The organism is Sphingobacterium sp. PCS056, assembly GCF_023273895.1.
GTDB lineage: Bacteria > Bacteroidota > Bacteroidia > Sphingobacteriales > Sphingobacteriaceae > Sphingobacterium.
This window is the reverse complement of record NZ_CP096883.1, coordinates 170384-190539: the sequence shown is the minus strand read 5'-3', so window position 1 is coordinate 190539 and position 20156 is coordinate 170384. Positions and strand designations below refer to the sequence as shown.

The following is a 20156-nucleotide window of genomic DNA, read 5'->3' as shown; positions in this document are numbered from 1 at the left end:
TATGAACATTTCACACGAAAAAGTTGACGCGATCAACGCAGTAATTAAAGTTGATTTAGCACCAGAAGATTATAACCCACAAGTAGACAAAGAAATCAAGGATCAAGCTAAAAAAGCGAAATTACCTGGATTCCGTCCTGGTTTAGTGCCTGCTGCACACATTAGACGTACTTATGGTAAATCAATTTTGTTAGATACAGTCAACAGAATTGTTAATGATAAAATTACAGCTTACATCGGCGAGAATAAATTAGAAGTTTTAGGACAACCTCTTCCGATAGAAGAAACAGCTACTTATAACTGGGATTATAAAGATAACTTCCAATTTAATTATGAAATTGGTTTAGCTCCAGAATTTGTAAATCCATTTACAAAGGACGCTGAATTTAAAGAATACGATATTAAAGCTGATGAGGAAACTTTAGAGTCTCGTATCAAAAATTTACGTCGTAGTTACGGTAAAATGACCAACCCAGAAGTTTCTGAAGAAGGTGATGTTTTATACGCTACATTGAAACAAGATAAAGAAGAAGGTATTGAGAAAACCACTTCAGTACGTACTGATATCATTGAAGATGCGAAGATTAAAAAATCTTTGGTAGGTCTTAAACAAGATGATGTTGTTAAAATTGATATCAAAAAAGCGTTCAAAGATGAAGACATCGCTCGTATTTTAGGTATTACTCCTGAGGAAGTTGAAGCGCTGGATGTAACTAAATTTGATTTAACGGTAAAAAACATTAACCGTTTGGAAGAGTCGGATTTAAATCAGGAATTCTTTAATAAATTGTTCGCTGAAGGAGAAGTTACTGAAGAAGCTGAATTCAGAACAAAAGTAAAAGAAGAAGTTGAAAATTTATTCAAACAAAATTCTGACCAACGTCTGCGTAATGATATGTATACGTTCGGTATGGAAAAAGTTGATGTAGCGTTCCCTGAAGAGTTTTTGAAAAGATGGTTAAAAGCAACGAACCCAAGCATCTCTGATGAAGAGTTGAATGAAGGTTTTGCTGATTTCTTGAACAACTTGAAATGGACAATCATTGAAAACCGTGTTGTTACTGAAAATAGTCTTGAAGTTAAATATGATGAAGTTATCAATTTAGCAAAAGAACGTATCTATGCACAGATCAAAATGTACAATATCAACGAAGAGCCTAGTGATGAGCAATTATCACAATATGCGATTCAATTATTGCAAGATAAAGAACAAGGTAACCGTTTGTTTGAAGAAGCAAAAGCACTTAAAGTGTTTGAATTCTTAAAAGGTCAAATTAAAATCAATAAAGAAGAGATCGAATACACAGCATTCGAAAAATTAGCGTAAGCTATCTAACTTCTGATCATTATATAAAAGCCTTTCCATTTTGTGGAAAGGCTTTCATTGTTTAAGTCCAGTTTGGATCTAGATAATGATCATGCTGATCCTAAAATGCTTTTAAATTTGATGTAGCATGGTTTTATAACGCTACATACGTACCTAGCTCCTATAGAAAGATCGGCTTTAGATTAAACGGAATATAGGATGCTTTGAAGATGTACTATGGTGTCTCTTTTTTCTTTTTTCCGAAAGGGAACATGCGTTTTAAGAATTCTGAAAATGAATTGAATTCTTGACGGTATACCAACCCTATTGCGCTCACATAATCTTCACTATTGGGATTGATAAGGAAGTTTCGTGTATTTAAGCGGTTAGAACCTCTCAATAATAGCCTACCGTCTTTACGAAGATAAAACAGAGCTTCAGCATCAGTAGATACACGATCTGAGAATACATTTAAGTCAGTCAATTGATTACTTCTATTGTCTGTAATACCTCCTGTCAAAATTAAACGGTCATTGAATAGTCTGAGCGATGCTGAGGCATCATTAAGAGATTTAATATTGATATCGAAAAAATTAATATTTAAAGATTCTGCAATGATATTGTTCAATTGATTGAAAGCAATCTCGGTACCTGCGGATAGTAGGGTATTATTGACCTCTTTTCCAAAATCGGTCTGAGAGCCTGGCGTAAAGCTTCGTCTAACAATTAAACTGAGGGCTTGTTGATTGATATTATTAACATCTGAAAGATAACCCTGAAGTTCATCTTTGACATAGGGATCTTGTGGAAAATTGAGATCAAAATTTATTTCAGGTTGACTCAATAATCCTTTTAGATTCATATCTGCTTGCGCTAGTATACGTTGCGGATTGTCCGTTTGCCCCGCAGCATTATAAAGGGGAGATAAGGAGGTTCTTTGTTGGTAGACCGCGGTTAGATTAATGTTGGCTTCAGCAGGTTTTCCCGCCCATCGAATCGTTCCGCCTTCTTTGAGATCAAAAATTTTGTTTAAATAATCTTGTGCTTTAAAATTGAATTTTCCAGAACTAATGATGTAATCTCCAAACATTCCGAAATCGCCCAAAGAAGTGATATTCATCGTGATATTACCAGTTCCACGTCCAGATACGCCGCCTAAGGAAGTATACAGATTCATCTCCGCATTTGGACTTAAGGAAAGATCCATATTCATTGTAATACCGTTGAAACTCTTTCGTTTTATTTGCTTAGAACTGTTTAAACTATCCGGAGAAACGAAATAGATAAAATCATTATCCGTAATCGTCATAGCACTATTAAACGGAATATTGATGATCGTGTTATCTTCAGATTTTGCTTTGATATCTATATTGATTGCTGATGTTAATCCTTTGAAATTGAAATCACCACTCGCATAGGCTGTACCATAATAGAGGTCGTTATCTTTGAGTGTGGTATTGAGTGCTAAGAAGTTATTTGCTTTAATCTTGATGTCGATATTTGGATCGGAAAGTTGATTTAAATCCACCATTCCATTTACGATCGCCTCATTGTTTTTCGGATCTAGAATTTTTAGGTTCTTAAGAAAAATACCATTGGAAACTACAATTACCTTATCGGTGAGGTGATAGGGCGTTTTTAAATAATTAATGACAAATGTGGCATCATTAAAACTGGCATTTCCGCTTATTTTAGGTTTATTGATATCGCCTTTAATCTCGAGTTCGGCATTCGCTTTTCCATGTAAATTTGAAACCAGTGATTTGAGAAATGGTTGAAAAAGAATGAGATCTGTATTTTGTAAAGAAGCCTTTAGATTTATTTTATCATTTTCTTCTTTGATATTATATGTTCCAGCCAGTGTTATCTGCTTGTTACCATCTTCAATTTTACTGTCAAGATGAACTACATTGGCATTTTGGTCATAATTAGCTTTTAAACTCAATTGACCTATTGGCAGTTGATTGTAAATAATAGGGCTAGTCTGCAGGTTGGCAATAAAATACGGTGATTTGAATAGCGAATTAATTTCAAGATGACCATTCATCTCACCAAGCATATTAATACCAAGTGGTTTTGTGATTCCATTTAAAGAACTGAGATTAAAATCTTTGAATAAAATATTTAACTGATCACTTTCTTCATTGGACAGTACACCATTCAGTAGTACGGTTTGTTCATCATGTTTTAAGGTTAAATTTTGAAGAAACCATTTTCCTTTGGATACTTTGAGCTCGGATCCTTGTGTGAGCGCCCATTTGTTTTTATTAATAATAATGGTCGATGGATCAAAGTTTATGAACGCCGGTTTTTGATGTGCAAAACGAATTACACCATTGAGATCTAAATTATTACTCGCATCGAGTTCTGATAATTTGACGTTGAAACGTAAGCTATCGCTGGAAAGTATATTCGCAATATTGATATTGTTGATATACGTACTATCGGTTAGATTGATACGGTCTGCGGATGCTGACACTGCCATAGATTCCGTATTTGAAATTTGATCTATAATCAGGTTAGAAATCTTTATTCCGCTATACTTGAATACAGGACTATATAAATTAAATTGCGCATGATGCTCTTCACTGGAAAATCTGGCATGAAGGGTGGCACCGCTATCTAGACTGATTTCTTTTTTAAAGAAGGTAGCGATAGGCTGAAAAGATTTGATGTTGAGGTTCAGCTCAAAATTCTGATTGTTGTAAGATTCTGTTTCAAAACCAATTGCTGGGGCATAGCGCATGGCAAGCATTTTAAAGTAAGGTGCTATTGTATTGAGATCGATCTGACCATTAAGAGAGGCGTCCACAACGTCTGAGGATAAAGTCAATGCTCTGTCCCGCTCATCTCCCACAGCTTTAAATATAATTTCTTTTACATCAAAATTTCCTTTTTTTGTACTGAATTGGAGATTATTAGCATATAAATCTCCGACCAGATTATTGACAGAAGTGCCGGTTAGATTAGTTTGGACTGCTGTGTTGTGTATAACGATGCCTTGTTGTTGTACCAGATGTAGTGCGTAGAGGTCTGTCTCGTGTATAGTAGCATCCAGATTATATTGAATGGCAGGGTTGGACCAGTCTATATCTGTTTGGAAATTAATTTTAGCATTGGGATCATTGATAGCACCTGATCCTGTAAACTTTTCGTTGACGATCGATCCTTTAACAGGGATGGATTGATAGCGATAATTTCGGAAATCGAAATTTTCTAGTTTTCCATCGACTGCTAATGATAGTGTTTTTGAGCTGCTGCCTTTGCCTTTTAAATCCAGATTAAATCCAGTTGTTTTTAAAAGAGTATTGTTCAATAATTTTCCAAAATCAAAAGATTTGGACTGATAAAGCCCTGAAAATTCAATTTCTTTTTGAAAATTTAAGGTAGATTTTGTGTTTATGGTACCTAAATCTGTTTTTACTTCTCCTTGAATTTGGAAATGGTTGTATAATCCATTCAAATCTCCTTGGTATGCTATTGTAGTTAATGATTTTACCAGTGGCGGAAGTTTGAAGCTCCTGTCATTACTGAGATTGGGAAGAATCGTTTGTAAGTCCTCGAAGGTAGATCGTACTTTGAGATTCGTGAGTTTAAAATCTGTCCGATCAATATCGGGAAGTCCCAAAATCTTAATATTTCCTTTTAATTCGGTTGATTTTTCAGTTTCAATATGTACATTTTGAGCGTCAATATGATTTACTTTTCCTTGTGCGATCGCCTGCTTTATTTTTAAATTAAACTTGACACGATGCATGGTAGAAGAAAAGAAGGCGATATCTTCTGAATGTAGTACTGAATTTTTTATCCTTAGACTGACATCAACACGATTGTTAAAATCTGAAAAGTCTTCGAAACTATTAAACTCTAACTTTACATAGTCTTTTATAGTAGATCTATTCGTGATTAATAGAAGCTTGTTCAATTCAATTTTCTTGTTGCTTACCAATGCGTTTGCAACTAATCCTTTAATCTGTAATCCTTTTTTTTCACGTAGATGTAATTGCTTAATATCAACTTGGATCGAATTGTCTGAAAGCTTTATATTTTGAAAATCAGCATGCAATTGTTTAACGTCCAGATCTCCAAAATCGACCACTTTTGCGTAATGCTTTTTGGTATGATCGATATAGCGAAATTGATTATTGACCAATTTCAACTGTTTTAAATCAATATCTAGTTTTTTTACTTGATCTTTGATCGTTTTTTTTAGGAGAGCTAAAGTAATTTAATAAAAATTTAATATTGGAGCTATCTTTATATACCTGATAATAGGCTGTTGTATTTTCTAAGCTCAGTTTATTGATTACTATTTTATTGTGATCCCAATATTGATTTAGATTGACGGTTGCATTTAATTTTTCAGCAATCAGAATGGTATCGCCTTTGGTGTCGTATAATTCAAAACCTTCAAGGACTAATGATTGGAAAGGTTTGAAATAAATTCTTTTTAAAGCAATTTTTGTATTTAATTCTTTCGAGAGGTAAGAAACTACTCTTTTGGAAATAAAATTTTGAACAGGCTCTAATTGTAACGATAGCATCAATGCACCTAGCAAAACGAGTATGCTAGCCAATGTAATGAGTGCTATTTTAATTATTTTTTTGATACTTTTGTACAATATTAATTACCCCAAAGCTATGGCTGTTATTTTAGGTATTGAATCATCTTGTGATGAAACATCTGCTTCAATTTGTATCGACGGTGAAATATTTTCTAATGTTATTGCTACTCAGGCGATTCATGCTAAATATGGAGGTGTCGTTCCAGAACTAGCGTCGCGTGCACATCAACAAAATATTATACCAACAGTTGAAGAAGCCATTCGCATTGCAAAAATACATAAAAATCAAATAGATGCAGTAGCTTTTACGCGTGGGCCAGGATTATTAGGTGCTTTACTGGTCGGAACTTCATTTGCCAAGTCTTTTGCAATGGCCAGAAATATACCTTTGATTGATGTCAATCATATGCAAGCGCATATTTTAGCTCATTTTATTGAAGATCCAAAACCAAGTTTTCCATTTTTATGCCTTACAGTATCTGGAGGTCATACACAGATTGTATTGGTCAAAGATTATTTTGAAATGGAAATTTTAGGACAAACTCTGGATGATGCCGCGGGAGAGGCTTTTGATAAAACGGCAAAAATCTTGAACTTGCCCTATCCTGGTGGACCACTAATTGATAAACATGCGCAGTTAGGTAATCCAGATGCTTATAAACTTCCTGAACCTCAAATTCAGGGCTTGGATTTTAGTTTTTCAGGATTAAAGACTGCAATTCTTTACATGGTGCAAAAAGAAGAGAAATCAGATCCTGATTTTTTGAAAAATAATATGGATGATGTCTGCGCATCTGTTCAATCACGTATTGTGTCTATATTGCTCAATAAGTTAAAGAAAGCTGCCAAGGAAACCGGTATCAAGGATATTGCTATTGCTGGTGGAGTTTCTGCAAACTCTGGTTTGCGTAAGGAATTGATTGCAATGGGGGAGCGTTACAGTTGGAATGTATTTATCCCTAAATTTGAATATTGTACCGATAATGCGGCCATGATTGCTATTGCGGGATATCAAAAATATTTGGTTCAAGATTTTGTTGGACAAGATGTAGGTCCATTGGCGCGTATGCACATGTAAAATAGGGACAAATGCTATAAAAAGAAAAGACAAGTTAACTAACTTGTCTTTTCTGTTTTATAATGGAGCACTGTAACCATATGCCTCTGCGATACTTTTAAAAACTCCTTCTGTTGATTCGTACAAATTGAGGTTGTATCCTTCGGCTCCCCAAAATACCGTTGCTATTTTGATGGATTTATCAGATTGAAAAACAGATAATACCTGCAGATTTTCGAAGTCAAATATGCCACCATCATCTACGCGCCAAGTACTCATCTCATCATATTTCGCTGGAAAATCTAATGTGATTAACTGATCATGATGTAGATAAGATAGTACAGCAAGTGCTGAATCGTTTTTAACCTCAAATAATGTTAAGATGATTTGTGCTTGATCCTCTAATTCAGCGATGGTAGCACTTTTTGCTATTTTTCGATTATATTTTTTTGATAATATGGATATTGTCGGTTCCTCGGTCTTTTTGTCTTTCTCGATGAAAGGCATGACTTTGTTGTGATCAATAAAGTCCTGATTGACTAATAATGCAAAATCTCCTTGTTTTACGGGCTCTTTAAATGTGAAAAATGAACCGCCATTATTTGCGAAATTATGACTTGTTTGTCTTCCATTGGACGTTTGACTTTCTAGTTTTGTATTCGAAAAAATAATGGGAATGACCCTATTTTCAATAATCGCATGCGTCGCTAGTTCTGGTTTTATTTTTTCATCTTCGACGGGCAAACTAACTAAAGAATCTTTAGTTTCATTGAGAAAAGCAAAAGTTATGAAAGCTTGATTAGTATCTATTTTGAGATTGCTTTGTTTTTTTTCTTGCTTGATTTGTTTTGGTTTTTCTTGCGTGCAACTTGTTAATATTAAGGTGATTATACCTATTAAAAATACTGTATTAAAGGCTGTTCTCATTCTTATTATCATATTTTTCTTGTTATCTGTTTTTTAAAAATACGGTAAATTTTGTGAAAATTAAATTTTCATTTTTGTGGAATTTTAATTGTTGTGCATCATAGTTTAAAATATAAACTTAATTTTTAAAGCTATGCTAAACTCCAAATTGAATATTTACAAAAGAGAATGGTTAGAGGTTGTTTTTGCAGGACGTAACCAATCTTATGGCGCTTTTGAATTGCGTAATTTATCTACTAAAGCGACCAACTGGTCTATAGTGATTGTCCTAGCTGTGGTTACGATTGGTGTTGGTAGTAATGGGATCTATAATCGGTATTTTAAAAAGGCTGAGCTTCCTGTTGCTCAGTACATCAATGAGTATGATATGTCAGTACTAGAGGAATTAGAAAAGAAACATCAAGAGCCAGAGAAAGTTGAGGAACCAATTCCTGTTCAAGAAAAAGCGCCACAACAGGTTGCTCTGGATTTACCTAAGCAGGAAGTGGTCCGCTTTGTTGAGCCTAAAGTGGCTCCTAAGCAAATGGTGACTGAAGATGTTGTGACGCAAGACGAGCTTAATAAAACGAATAAATTGGCTGGACGGATGAGCTTGAAAGCTAACGCAAATGGCACTTCTGTTGCTCGAGGGGAGTTTGGCACTGTAAAACGTGATGGTGGTATTACCGGTACTAATAAAGAGGGTGCCATACATGGAAATTCAGATGCTATAATTGATTTTGAAGCGATAGAAATACAGCCTCAACCACAAGGTGGTATTAAGGCTTTTATGAAATGGGTAGGTGAAAATTATCAATATCCTGAATCGGCATTGCAACAGGGGGTAAACGGTGTAGTGGAAGTTTCATTTGTTGTAGAAAAGGATGGTACGTTGACGGATATCAATATCAAACGTGATGTTTCCCATGGAACAGGAAAGGCTGCTGTAGAATTGCTCGGCAAAGCAAAAAAGTGGAAACCTGGAATTCAAAATGGCCGTCCGGTCCGTGTTGCTTATACATTGCCTATTCGTTTGAATACAATCTCACAATAAATTGGATCGCTCTTGATAGTTTAACTTTATTTAACAGTGGGTGATTTAAACTTTAATGTGGTTTTGGCATCTTACTTAACAAATGTCTGTAAAATCATATATTAAAAATGAAACAGACTGAAATAAATGTTTATCGTACTAAAAGGAAAAATATCATGAAAAAGCTAGTGTTAAGTTTGTTGCTGTCAGGAATTATGTTTGCTGGTTTTGCACAAGAAAAATCAAATGTTAAAGAGGGCGTAAACCGAGATGGTCGTCGTTTTGCTAAAAAGGAATTTAAGTTAGATAAAAAATCCGCAGAAGAAATTGCACAGTTGCGCACTGATCGTATGGATCAAAAATTAAAATTTACGGATAAACAGCGCAAGGAAATTTATGCTCTGCAATTGGATCAAGCTAAAAAAGATAAAATGCACGCCGCGGATCGCAAGGAATCCATGGAGCGTATGAAAAAAGAACGTATGGCTCAACGTGAAAAGTTGATGAAAAATTTGAGTCCTGACCAACAAAAACTGTATAAAGAATCTTTTGCTGAGAATCGTAAACAACATCGTATGCGTAGATCAGATGATCGCCCAATGCGTCGTGATCGCAACGATAGAAATCATAAAGATGGTAAAAATAATATAGAAGTGAGTAAGGAAGTGTCTTTGAAAAATAGTTAACGTGTTTTTTAGGTTTTAGTTTTAATTTTAGTTTTTGGTCTTTTGGTGGTCCGCTTGTGAGAGCGGACCATCTTTTTTTGATTAAATCTTCGTATCAATGTCATGAATCGACAAAAGTTGCATTAATCTTTGTTTTTTTGTTGCTCTTTCCACTGTTTGGAAAATGATTTATCTGCGAGTTTGGGCAATTGTCGATTACTACCCCAAGTCTTTTTGAAAAATTTTCCAAGAAAGAAGTTTTTGATCTTTCCTCCGAATAAATCGATCAATTTTCTTCTTTGTATGAGATAGGTAAATCCTTTCCAGGCCTTTTTCTCCATTGAGGGTGCTAAGTCTTCTGCCACAGCATCTCTTCTGTTTAACAAAAGCATGCGCTGAATATCTATGCCAACAGGGCATACTTCTGTACATTTACCGCAGAGCGATGAGGCGTAGCTTAAGTGCTTGAACTCTTTCATTCCACTTAGGTGCGGGGATATCAAGGAACCAATGGGGCCTTGATAGGTGGTTTCATAAGTATGTCCTCCAATATTTTGATAAATAGGACAAACATTCAGGCAAGCTCCACAGCGGATGCAATAAAGTCCTTGGCGCTGTTCTTTTTGGGCCAGTAGGTTGGTGCGGCCATTATCTAATAAAACGACATACATCTCTTCGGGTCCATCAGACTCGTAGGCTTGTCTTGGTCCGCTGAGTAATGTATTGTAAACAGTCAGATTTTGACCTGTTCCGTGAGTAGCAAGTAATGGCCAAAATAGATCAAGGTCATTGATCGATGGGAGGATTTTTTCAATACCTACGACAGCAATATGAATTTTTGGGAAGGCTGTGGTTAAACGTGCATTTCCTTCATTTTCAGTAATGGCAATGCTGCCGGTGTCAGCTATTAAAAAGTTGGCTCCTGAAATGCCGATATCTGCAGTTTTATATTTTTCACGCAATAATTCACGGGCTTTCATCGTCAACTCTTCAGCAGTCGCTTCTAGGGGTGTGCCAAATCTCTCGTTGAATAACTGAGCGATATCTGCGAGGCTTAGATGCATCGCAGGTGTTACGATGTGATACGGTTTTTGATCTAATAACTGGATAATAAACTCGCCTAAGTCACTTTCTAATGCTTCGATTCCCTTATTTTCCAAAAAATGGTTGAGCTCTATTTCTTCTGTGGCCATAGATTTGGATTTGATAACGCTCTTGGCATTATTCCGTTCCATGATCTTCCAGATTTCTTGACGTGCCTCAGCAGCATCATTCGCCCAAATTACTTTACCGCCTCGTGCTATAAATTTGCTTTCGAATTCTAATAGATATTGATCTAAGTTTTCAATAGCTCTCCATTTTGTTAGATTGGCTTCTAAACGCGAGTTCTCCAGATCCACAAATTTACTCTTGCCTTTTTCGAAAGCAAGCGTATACTTGTCGATATTATAATTGATAATATCGCGATGTTTACTGTCGAAAGATTTTGTCGCACTTTCTTTTAAAAATTTATCTGCAGAGCTTACTGACATCTAATTCTTTTAATTTTACAAAAAAAGTTGGTAATAAATTACCAACTTTTAAAGATAACGCTTATAAATTATTTATCGCATGATGCGATCGAATTATTTAACTTTTAAATTCAAATTTAAGCTTAGTTCATCCAGTTGATCTTGGTGGATAGTGGAAGGGGCATCGATCATCACATCTCTTCCTGAATTGTTTTTAGGGAAGGCGATGACATCACGAATGGAATCTATTCCTGCTAATAACGCTACTAAGCGGTCAAAACCAAATGCCAATCCGCCGTGTGGAGGAGCTCCATAGGTGAATGCTTCCATTAAAAAGCCAAATTGTTTTTGGGCTTCTTCTGGAGTGAATCCTAAGTGTTTGAACATGAGCGATTGTAATTCACGATCATGAATACGGATGGAACCTCCGCCGACTTCAGTACCATTAAGGACAAAATCGTATGCGTTTGCTCTTACCTCACCTGGGTTTGTATCCAATAATGCGATATCTTCAGGTTTTGGAGACGTAAAAGGGTGGTGCATCGCATGGTAACGTTCAGATTCTTCATCCCATTCTAATAAAGGAAAGTCTAGCACCCAAAGAGGGGCAAACTTGTTCTTGTCACGTAGCCCTAATTGATTGGCTACTTCGAGACGAAGTTCATTTAATTGTTTACGTACTTTATCTGTTGGGCCAGCCATGATTAAAAATAAATCGCCAGGCTTAGCATTAAATAATTTTGCGAAGTCCAATAATTGCTCTGGCGTGTAGAATTTATCTACAGAAGATTTTACTGTACCATCTTCGTTATAGCGTGCATAGACAAGGCCTGTGGCACCTACTTGAGGACGTTTTACAAAATCGGTCAACGCATCTAATTGTTTACGGGTGTAATGCGCACAACCTTCAACATTGATACCAACAACTAATTCTGCTGCATCAAATACCGGAAATCCTTTATCTTTAGCTACTTCATTTAATTCTACGAATTGCATTCCGAAACGAATATCTGGTTTGTCGGATCCGTATAAGCGCATCGCATCAGCGTACGTCATACGCGGTACTTCTCCCAATTCAATATTCTTGATTTTTTTGAAGATATGCTTTGCTAGACCTTCAAATATATTCAATACATCTTCTTGTTCAACAAAAGACATTTCACAGTCAATCTGCGTAAATTCGGGTTGACGATCTGCACGTAAATCCTCATCACGGAAACATTTTACAATTTGAAAATAACGGTCGAAACCGGATACCATCAATAGTTGTTTGAAGGTTTGGGGTGATTGTGGTAATGCATAAAATTCTCCGGCATTCATACGTGAGGGAACAACAAAATCGCGTGCACCTTCGGGCGTAGATTTGATTAATACTGGAGTTTCTACTTCGATAAAATTTTGCTCGTCTAGAAAACGACGCACTTCCTGTGCTGTTTTGTGACGTAATATTAAGTTTTCACGAACAGGATTGCGGCGTAAATCTAAATATCTGAATTTCATTCTGATATCTTCGCCACCGTCCGTTTCATCTTCAATGGTAAATGGTGGCGTATTTGCCGAATTTAATATTTCTAAAGAAGAAACTTTGATTTCAATTTCTCCAGTTGGAATTTTTAGATTTTTACTAGAACGTTCAATTACTGTTCCAGTTACTTTAATCACATATTCACGACCTAATTCACGTGCACTAGCGCGTAAAGAATCATCGTCATCCGAATTAAAAGTTAATTGTGTAATGCCATAGCGATCTCTTACATCTATGAAAGTCATTCCGCCTAAATCGCGAGATTTTTGAACCCAACCGCTTAGTGTAACTGTTTTACCTAAGTCAGCTATTGTTAATTCTCCGCACGTGTTTGTTCTATGCATACGCTTAATTTTAATTTTGTACAAAATTATCTGTTTTTAGGGAGAATAACGAATGGCAATTTTGTTTTATTAAAAGAAAAGCGAATGCTCATTTTTGGATTTGCTTTGAATGGACTTATCGATTAATTTTTAAATGTGAATTAGTTTTGGATGACCCATGGTCAAATTTTGAAATTCTTGCTCAAAATATTCGCCAATTTTAGGTTTTTTTAGAGATCCAATTTTGGTCATAAATCCTGAAATTTAATCTTCATTTATACTTACTTTTTTTGATGGGTGGACGCCCCACTTTCTCCCCTGTTTGATCATATTTTTGTAAAAAAATTGTTTTTTAGCGTATTTATCTTCCTGTTTGAAGAAAAAAGCAACCCTAAACTCGTGATTTATTTCGTCTTGAACCAATTTGAAAAATGGTTCAAAAAGCTTATTTAACTGCTGATATCTAGCTTTTTGTTTGCTGTTATATCAACCTTTGGTCAATTAAATGTAGCGCTTCCACTATGTGGAAAACTTTTTTGTGGGTAAAAGTGGGTAAAAGTGGGTGAAAGTGTCTACTTTTACATTGAATTTGAAACCAATGTGTACAAAATGAGTTTTTTAATTGGCGAATATGAATGCAAGTTAGACACCAAAGGAAGAATGGTGTTGCCTGCTGCGCTCAAAAGGCAATTGCCTGATGTTGAGCGTGAGGGGCTTGTAATCAATCGTGGATTTGAAAAGCATTTGGTGATCTATACGCGCGAGGAATGGAATGCGATAACGGCACGCTTGGCTCAGTTGAATCAGTACGTTGAGAAAAACAGAATGTTTATTCGAAGTTTTACAAGGGGAGCAACGGAGTTGAGTTTGGATGCTGCGGGTCGTGTTTTATTGCCGAAGAGTTTGTTGGATTATTCGGGTATCACAGGAGAAGTTGTTTTGGCTTGTCAGGTTAATAAAATTGAAGTTTGGTCCAAAGATGGGTATGATGATTTTATGAATGGTGATTTGGGAGAGGATTTCTCTGCTTTGGCTGAACAGGTTATGGGAGGTTTTGATTTAGGAGGATTAGCGAATGGATAATGTTTACCACATACCAGTAATGTTGAAAGAATGCATGGATGCTTTGGCTATTAAGCCAAATGGTATTTACGTGGATGTTACTTTTGGTGGAGGAGGACACTCGAGGGAGATTTTGAAACACTTGGGTCCTGAAGGCAAGTTGTTTGCTTTTGATCAAGATCCAGATGCGTTGAATAATGTGATTGATGATTCGAGGTTTACGTTGATTCATCAAAATTTTCGTTTTTTAAAAAATAATCTTCGTCTGAATGGTGTGAAACAGGTGGATGGTATTTTGGCTGATTTGGGTGTTTCATCTCATCAGTTTGATGCTGCTGATCGTGGTTTCTCTATACGTTTTGATGCAGACTTGGATATGCGAATGGATCAGATTTCGGATGTTGATGCCCGCAAGGTGTTGTCAACTTATTCGGAGGAGGAACTTCATCGTATTTTTGGTATGTACGGAGAAATTGTGAATGCCAAAACTTTGGCTAAAACAATTGTGACTGCTCGCTTGACAGCGCCTATCAATACGGTAGCTGAATTGAAAGAGGTTATCAAGAAGATGGTTCCTAGGGGTAAAGAGCATAAATACCATGCGCAAGTTTTTCAAGCTTTGCGTATTGAGGTTAATAAGGAATTGGAAGCTTTGCAAGAGTTTTTGCTACAAACGGTAGATGTTTTGAAGGCGGAAGGTCGTTTGGTCGTGATGTCTTATCATTCTTTAGAGGATCGTTTGGTCAAGAATTTCTTGGCTAAAGGTAAGTTTAGGGGTGATGTAGAGAAAGATTTTTTTGGAAATGAAATTAAGCCTTTTCATGTCATCAGTCGTAAGGCAATTACTGCTGACGATCAAGAATTGGTTGATAATAATAGATCGCGCAGTGCGAAACTGCGTATTGCTGAAAAGTTGGATATAGCTTAATGCTTTAATCGAAGTATCGATATGGGTAAAAATACAATAAAACAGCAGGGGTTAAGCGAAGAAGTTCAAGAGGAACTACAAGAAGCGGTTGAGGAAAAAGCTGAGGAAACGCAAAAGTTTCTTAGGACTTTACTTACTGCTGGTAATTTGTCGATTTACTCCATTGTGAATTACTTGCCTTTTATTGGTTTTGTTACTTTATTGATGTTGCTTTATATTACAAATAGGCATTTTGCAGAACGTACGATTCGTAATATCGATAAGTTGGGTAAAGAGGTTAAAGAGTTGAGCTGGGATCATAAATCGCTCTCGGCAGAGCTCATGAAGATGTCTACTCAAACGGAGATTGCGAAGCGTGTCGACACTTTAGGTCTGAAAGAGCGGGTGGAGCCACCAATCAAGATTGAAATTGTAAAAGAACAAAAGAAATAGGAGACGTTTATGAATATCAGAACTACCATTCTATTTCGTGTTTATATCGCATTCGGTTTAATCGTCCTTGTGGCGTTTGCTGTATTTGCGAAGCTTTTTCATTTACAATATGTCGATGGAGATAAATGGCGCGCACTGTCGGATAGTTTGTCTATTCAAGAGCGTGAAGTTGAAGCTGCTCGGGGTAATATCTATTCTAATGATGGTAGTTTATTGGCAACTTCGGTTCCTGAGTATGAATTGCGATTTGATGCGATGGCTATTCCAGAGGAAGAAAACGATTATTTCAATTTGAAAGTCGATTCTTTAGCAATTAAATTGTCGGGATTTTTTAAAGATAAATCTTCCAGACAGTATTTGACATTACTGAAACAGGCTAGAAATAAAAAGCAACGTTATGTTTTGATTAAGCGAGCAGTGTCGCATCAAGATTTAAAGATACTTAAAAACTATCCTTTGTTTAAGTCTGTGCGTGTGGGAAAAGAGCGTTATCCTGGAGGTTTGATTACAGAACGTCAGAATAAGCGTATTCTTCCATTTGTCAATTTGGCGGCTCGTACAATAGGATATAAGAATGTTAAGGAGAATATTCATGTCGGACTGGAGGGTGCTTACGGCGAATATATTGATGGTAAAAGTGGTAAGCGCTTGATGCAACGTATTGCGGGTGGTGTATGGATTCCAGTAAACCGTGATATTGAAGTGGCTCCTGTTGATGGTGCGGATATTATTTCGACGATTGATATCAATATGCAAGATATGGCACAAAGAGCCTTGGAAAAGCAGATGATAGCGAGTAATGCTGATGAGGGCTGTGTGGTGATGATGGAGGTGAAGACGGGAGAGGTTCGTGCAGTGGCCAATTTTACGAAAGATAAAGATGGTGTCTATCGTGAAAAGATGAATATTGCGATTGCACAAAGTGCTGAACCAGGTTCGACGTTTAAATTGGCTTCTTATCTTGCTGCTATTGATGACGGGGTGATTGATTCAAGTACTCATGTAAATGTTGGAAATGGTAATTGGCCTATCTATCGTCACACGATTAAAGATTCACATGCTCCAAAAAAGTCTGTGATGAGTGCGCAAGAGGCTTTTGAGCAATCGTCTAACGTAGGGATTACGAAGTTGATATACGAGCATTACAAGGATAATCCAGCTAAATTTACGGCTAAACTACATGCTTTTGGCTTGGATCGTAAGTTGGGATTGCAAATAACAGGAGAGGGAGCGCCTCTAATAAAAACTCCAAAGAGTAAAAGCTGGAGTGGATTGTCTCTTGTACAAATGGCATATGGCTATGAGCTGAAGTTGACGCCGCTGCAGATGTTGACATTATATAATGCAGTGGCTAATAACGGTAAGATGATTTCCCCATTATTTGTTAAGGAGATCAGACATCTGGGCAATACGGTTGAAAAATTTGAAGCTCGTGTTATTAATGAGAAGATTGCTTCTGATAAAGCTTTAGGTCAAATTAGGGGAATGCTTGAAGGGACAATGAAAGATGGAACAGGGAAGAGCCTAAGAAATCCATTGTATACTTCGGGTGGTAAAACCGGAACTGCACAAATGGCTGACGGAGCGATGGGATATCGTAACCGGAAATACCAATCTTCATTTGCAGGATATTTTCCTGCTGAGGATCCAAAGTATTCCATTATTGTAGTGATTCGAAATCCTAGAAATGGCTATTACGGAGCGTCAACAGCGGGGCCAGTTTTTAAAGAGTTGGCTGATATGGTGTATGCGAATGATTTGAATATGCATAGTGCTTTTAATAAGAAAAAATTGAACACTTCGGCATTAAACACCAAGGCGTTAACCTTAAAAGGTTCGCGTGAAGCGACGCAAAAAGTGTATGAGCAGCTGGGTTTAAAAATTATGAATTGGAATTCAATTGCACAGAATGATTCAACAAGTTCAACACTTGGAGTTCCTTTTGTGGAATATCAAATAAAAGAAGGTGTAGTGCCAAATGTTATGGGAATGGGATTGATTGACGCATTGTTTGCCCTGGAGAATTCTGGATTTAAAACAAGCGTGATTGGAAAAGGAAAGGTGATCAGGCAATCTTTGATTGCAAATCAAAAGTTACCAATTGGTACAGCTGTAACAATAGAACTGAAGTAGAATGAAGAATTTAAAATCAATATTACATGCTATTCCTGTACAGGAGGTAGTGGGTCAACTGGATGTTGAGGTAGTATCGCTTTGCTTCGATTCGCGTCAGGTTGTATTCGGAAGTTTGTTTATTGCTGTTAGAGGCGTTCATACGGATGGACATTTATTTATTGATAAAGCGATTGCTTTTGGAGCTAGAGCAGTTATTGTAGAGGAGTTGCCTGTGGAGACATTGGACTCTGTTGTCTATATTGTTGTAGCGGATTCTGCTCTTGCATTGGGTATAGTGGCTGCCAACTTCTATGATAATCCATCAAAGAAAATGAAGTTGGTCGGTGTAACAGGTACGAATGGTAAAACAACTGTCGCGACTTTATTATTCCAGCTGTTTACGGAATTGGGATATCATGTGGGGCTTTTGTCGACAGTACAGAATCAAATTGGGGAACGGGTTATTCCTGCGACACATACGACTCCAGATCCCATTCAATTGAATCACTTATTGAGTGAGATGATTGAGGAAGGCTGCGATTATTGTTTTATGGAAGTGAGTTCGCATGCTGTTGTGCAGCAGCGAATAGCAGGTTTGAAATTCACGGGTGCTATTTTTACGAATATCACACATGATCATCTTGACTTTCACAAAACATTTAGTAGCTATATTAAGGCAAAGAAGAAGTTTTTTGATGATTTAGATACGGCTGCTTTTGCGTTGACCAATGAAGATGATCGTAATGGTCAGGTCATGTTGCAAAATACATTTGCTCATAAAAAAAGTTATGGACTCCATTCAGGAGCTGATTTTAGTGCGCGTATAGTCGAGAGTCATTTCGATGGTATGTTGATGAATATCGACGGACATGATGTGTGGGTGAAATTGGTCGGAGGATTCAATGCCTACAATCTATTGGCAGTGTATGGTGCAGCAATTTTGTTGGAGCAAGAGACTGTTCGTGTATTGACAGCTATGAGTGTACTGACTGGTGCTGAGGGTAGATTTGAGACTTTGAAGGCAGCAAATGGTGTTTTTGGAATTGTGGATTACGCACACACTCCTGATGCTGTGGAGAATGTCTTGCAGACGATTGAAAAGTTACGTAATCAAAGTCAACATATCATTACTGTATTGGGATGTGGTGGAGATCGTGATAAAACTAAGCGTCCAGAAATGTCACAAGCTGCATTGCGTTATAGTGATCGTTTGATTATTACATCTGACAATCCGAGAACGGAAGATCCGCTTACCATCATTAAAGAAATGGAAGCGGGTGTTGCTGCTGAACAAAGAAGTAAAGTTCTTTCTATTGCTGATCGCAAAGAGGCAATTCGAGTTGCATATCAATTGGCAAAACCAGGAGATATCATTGTCGTGGCGGGAAAGGGACATGAGAAATATCAAGAGGTAAATGGTGTACGTCACCATTTTGATGATAAAGAAATTTTAGAATTAACATTTAACGAAGTATAAGAATATGTTGTACCATTTATTCACATGGTTAAACGAATACATGCACATTCCAGGAGCTGGTTTGTTTCAGTATATTTCTTTTAGAACATCGATGGCTGTGATCACTTCACTGGTCATCACAACCGTTTTTGGAGGAAAGCTGATTCAGGTGCTTCAGAATAAGCAGGTAGGTGAGACCATTCGTGATTTAGGACTAGAGGGGGAGAAAAAGAAGCAGGGTACACCAACAATGGGTGGCTTGATCATCATTGCCGGAATTTTAATTCCGACTTTGTTATTTGCGAAGTTGACTAATATTTATGTCATCATTATGATTGTTTCCACACTATGGATGGGAGCTGTTGGATTTTTGGATGATTATATTAAAGTTTTTCGTCACAATAAGGAGGGTTTGGCTGGACGTTTTAAAGTGATTGGGCAGACTGGTCTGGGTATTTTCATTGCTTGTACGATGTATTTTCATCCCGAGATTGTGGTTCGTCAAAATGTAGCGTCACCTACTTCAACTAAACCTGTTGAAGTTGTGATCAATCAGGGAACTGGTGAGAAGACTTATGCAGAAAATGTGAAGTCTTCTAAAACAAATATCCCTTTTTATAAAAATAATGAGTTTGATTACGCTAAAGTTTTCAAGGTATTTGGACTTAATAGCAATGTCTTAACCTTTATTGTATTCTTGGTTGTTGTGGTATTTATTGTAACTGCAGTTTCTAATGGTGCAAATATTACAGATGGTATCGACGGTTTGGCGACAGGTACTTCTGCTATTATTGGTGTTACTTTGGCCATATTGGCGTATGTGTCTGGTAACGTTATTTTCTCGGACTATTTGAATATCATGTATATTCCAAATTCGGGTGAACTGGTTATTTTTGCTGGCGCTTTTGTTGGAGCTTGTGTTGGCTTTTTATGGTACAATACGTATCCTGCTCAAGTATTTATGGGTGATACAGGTAGTTTGGCGATAGGAGGTATTATCGCGGCTTTTGCCATATTGATCCGCAAGGAGCTATTGATCCCGATTTTGTGCGGTGTCTTTCTTTTGGAATTGGTTTCTGTTATTTTACAGGTTTCTTATTTCAAATACACCAAGAAAAAATATGGGGAGGGTAGACGAATCTTTTTAATGTCTCCTTTGCACCATCACTTTCAAAAGAAGGGGTATCATGAGGCTAAAATTGTAACACGTTTTGTAATTGTCGGTATTATTTTGGCCATTTTGACCATTGTAACTTTAAAAATTAGATAATC

At 36.8% G+C, this 20156-nt stretch carries 15 protein-coding genes; 10 read left to right on the top strand and 5 right to left on the bottom strand.

Annotation, left to right across the window (positions count from 1 at the left end):
- The first annotated feature begins 1 nt into the window (after position 1).
- The gene (locus MUB18_RS00755; RefSeq protein WP_094773046.1) at positions 2-1327 is read left to right on the top strand and encodes a trigger factor; all 1326 of its coding nucleotides are present in this window, start codon (positions 2-4) and stop codon (positions 1325-1327) included.
- 214 nt (positions 1328-1541) lie between these two features.
- On the opposite strand, the gene MUB18_RS00750 is transcribed toward MUB18_RS00755, so the two are convergent.
- A complete protein-coding gene (locus tag MUB18_RS00750; RefSeq protein WP_248754707.1) occupies positions 1542-5459 on the bottom strand; it encodes a translocation/assembly module TamB domain-containing protein in 3918 nt (1305 codons plus the stop codon).
- A gap of 16 nt (positions 5460-5475) precedes the next feature.
- Positions 5476-5883: a hypothetical protein gene (locus tag MUB18_RS00745; protein ID WP_248754706.1), complete on the bottom strand. Its 408-nt coding sequence runs from the start codon at positions 5881-5883 to the stop codon at positions 5476-5478.
- A gap of 64 nt (positions 5884-5947) precedes the next feature.
- On the opposite strand from MUB18_RS00745, the gene tsaD reads away from it, so the two are divergent.
- Positions 5948-6949 (top strand): tRNA (adenosine(37)-N6)-threonylcarbamoyltransferase complex transferase subunit TsaD, encoded by a 1002-nt coding sequence (tsaD, locus tag MUB18_RS00740; RefSeq protein ID WP_045755270.1) that lies wholly within the window; start codon positions 5948-5950, stop codon positions 6947-6949.
- A 57-nt stretch (positions 6950-7006) separates the two neighbouring features.
- On the opposite strand, the gene MUB18_RS00735 is transcribed toward tsaD, so the two are convergent.
- Positions 7007-7867: a hypothetical protein gene (locus MUB18_RS00735; RefSeq protein ID WP_248754705.1), complete on the bottom strand. Its 861-nt coding sequence runs from the start codon at positions 7865-7867 to the stop codon at positions 7007-7009.
- Between the two features lie 121 nt (positions 7868-7988).
- Here MUB18_RS00735 and MUB18_RS00730 point away from each other — a divergent pair, with 121 nt between their 5' ends.
- Both MUB18_RS00730 and MUB18_RS00725 read left to right on the top strand, forming a co-directional pair.
- Positions 7989-8888 (top strand): energy transducer TonB, encoded by a 900-nt coding sequence (locus tag MUB18_RS00730; protein WP_248754704.1) that lies wholly within the window; start codon positions 7989-7991, stop codon positions 8886-8888.
- A 155-nt stretch (positions 8889-9043) separates the two neighbouring features.
- Positions 9044-9553, top strand: coding sequence for a hypothetical protein (locus MUB18_RS00725; RefSeq protein WP_248754703.1), 510 nt, complete (start codon positions 9044-9046; stop codon positions 9551-9553).
- A gap of 122 nt (positions 9554-9675) precedes the next feature.
- Here the strand turns inward: MUB18_RS00725 and MUB18_RS00720 are convergent, their stop codons facing one another.
- Together MUB18_RS00720 and aspS are read right to left on the bottom strand one after the other, a co-directional pair.
- Positions 9676-11064 carry a LutB/LldF family L-lactate oxidation iron-sulfur protein gene (locus MUB18_RS00720; protein WP_045752739.1) on the bottom strand — a complete coding sequence of 463 codons (1389 nt, stop codon included), beginning with the start codon at positions 11062-11064 and terminating at the stop codon, positions 9676-9678.
- Between the two features lie 93 nt (positions 11065-11157).
- Entirely contained in the window at positions 11158-12912 is a 1755-nt protein-coding gene (gene aspS, locus MUB18_RS00715; protein ID WP_248754702.1) for an aspartate--tRNA ligase, read from the bottom strand.
- A gap of 588 nt (positions 12913-13500) precedes the next feature.
- Here aspS and mraZ point away from each other — a divergent pair.
- Genes mraZ through mraY form a run of 6 tightly spaced genes read left to right on the top strand, consistent with a single transcriptional unit; the run spans position 13501 to position 20154 of the window.
- Positions 13501-13974 carry a division/cell wall cluster transcriptional repressor MraZ gene (mraZ, locus tag MUB18_RS00710; RefSeq protein WP_248754701.1) on the top strand — a complete coding sequence of 158 codons (474 nt, stop codon included), beginning with the start codon at positions 13501-13503 and terminating at the stop codon, positions 13972-13974.
- A complete protein-coding gene (gene rsmH, locus MUB18_RS00705) occupies positions 13967-14881 on the top strand; it encodes a 16S rRNA (cytosine(1402)-N(4))-methyltransferase RsmH (protein WP_248754700.1) in 915 nt (304 codons plus the stop codon). Before mraZ ends, rsmH begins: the two co-directional genes overlap by 8 nt.
- Positions 14882-14902: 21 nt before the next feature.
- The gene (locus MUB18_RS00700) at positions 14903-15313 is read left to right on the top strand and encodes an FtsL-like putative cell division protein (RefSeq protein WP_094773042.1); all 411 of its coding nucleotides are present in this window, start codon (positions 14903-14905) and stop codon (positions 15311-15313) included.
- Between the two features lie 9 nt (positions 15314-15322).
- Complete coding sequence (locus MUB18_RS00695) at positions 15323-17446, top strand: penicillin-binding protein (protein ID WP_248754699.1); 2124 nt, start codon at positions 15323-15325, stop codon at positions 17444-17446.
- 1 nt (position 17447) lies between these two features.
- The gene (locus MUB18_RS00690) at positions 17448-18905 is read left to right on the top strand and encodes a UDP-N-acetylmuramoyl-L-alanyl-D-glutamate--2,6-diaminopimelate ligase (RefSeq protein WP_094773040.1); all 1458 of its coding nucleotides are present in this window, start codon (positions 17448-17450) and stop codon (positions 18903-18905) included.
- A 4-nt stretch (positions 18906-18909) separates the two neighbouring features.
- Complete coding sequence (gene mraY, locus MUB18_RS00685; protein ID WP_248754698.1) at positions 18910-20154, top strand: phospho-N-acetylmuramoyl-pentapeptide-transferase; 1245 nt, start codon at positions 18910-18912, stop codon at positions 20152-20154.
- Positions 20155-20156 lie beyond the last annotated feature (2 nt).

Coding starts and splice junctions, on each gene's coding strand:
- MUB18_RS00755 (WP_094773046.1), top strand. CDS start 2: ATGAACATTTCACACGAAAAAGTTGACGCGATCAACGCAGTAATTAAA.
- tsaD (WP_045755270.1), top strand. CDS start 5,948: ATGGCTGTTATTTTAGGTATTGAATCATCTTGTGATGAAACATCTGCT.
- MUB18_RS00735 (WP_248754705.1), bottom strand. CDS start 7,867: ATGATAATAAGAATGAGAACAGCCTTTAATACAGTATTTTTAATAGGT.
- MUB18_RS00730 (WP_248754704.1), top strand. CDS start 7,989: ATGCTAAACTCCAAATTGAATATTTACAAAAGAGAATGGTTAGAGGTT.
- MUB18_RS00725 (WP_248754703.1), top strand. CDS start 9,044: ATGAAAAAGCTAGTGTTAAGTTTGTTGCTGTCAGGAATTATGTTTGCT.
- MUB18_RS00720 (WP_045752739.1), bottom strand. CDS start 11,064: ATGTCAGTAAGCTCTGCAGATAAATTTTTAAAAGAAAGTGCGACAAAA.
- aspS (WP_248754702.1), bottom strand. CDS start 12,912: ATGCATAGAACAAACACGTGCGGAGAATTAACAATAGCTGACTTAGGT.
- mraZ (WP_248754701.1), top strand. CDS start 13,501: ATGAGTTTTTTAATTGGCGAATATGAATGCAAGTTAGACACCAAAGGA.
- rsmH (WP_248754700.1), top strand. CDS start 13,967: ATGGATAATGTTTACCACATACCAGTAATGTTGAAAGAATGCATGGAT.
- MUB18_RS00700 (WP_094773042.1), top strand. CDS start 14,903: ATGGGTAAAAATACAATAAAACAGCAGGGGTTAAGCGAAGAAGTTCAA.
- MUB18_RS00695 (WP_248754699.1), top strand. CDS start 15,323: ATGAATATCAGAACTACCATTCTATTTCGTGTTTATATCGCATTCGGT.
- MUB18_RS00690 (WP_094773040.1), top strand. CDS start 17,448: ATGAAGAATTTAAAATCAATATTACATGCTATTCCTGTACAGGAGGTA.
- mraY (WP_248754698.1), top strand. CDS start 18,910: ATGTTGTACCATTTATTCACATGGTTAAACGAATACATGCACATTCCA.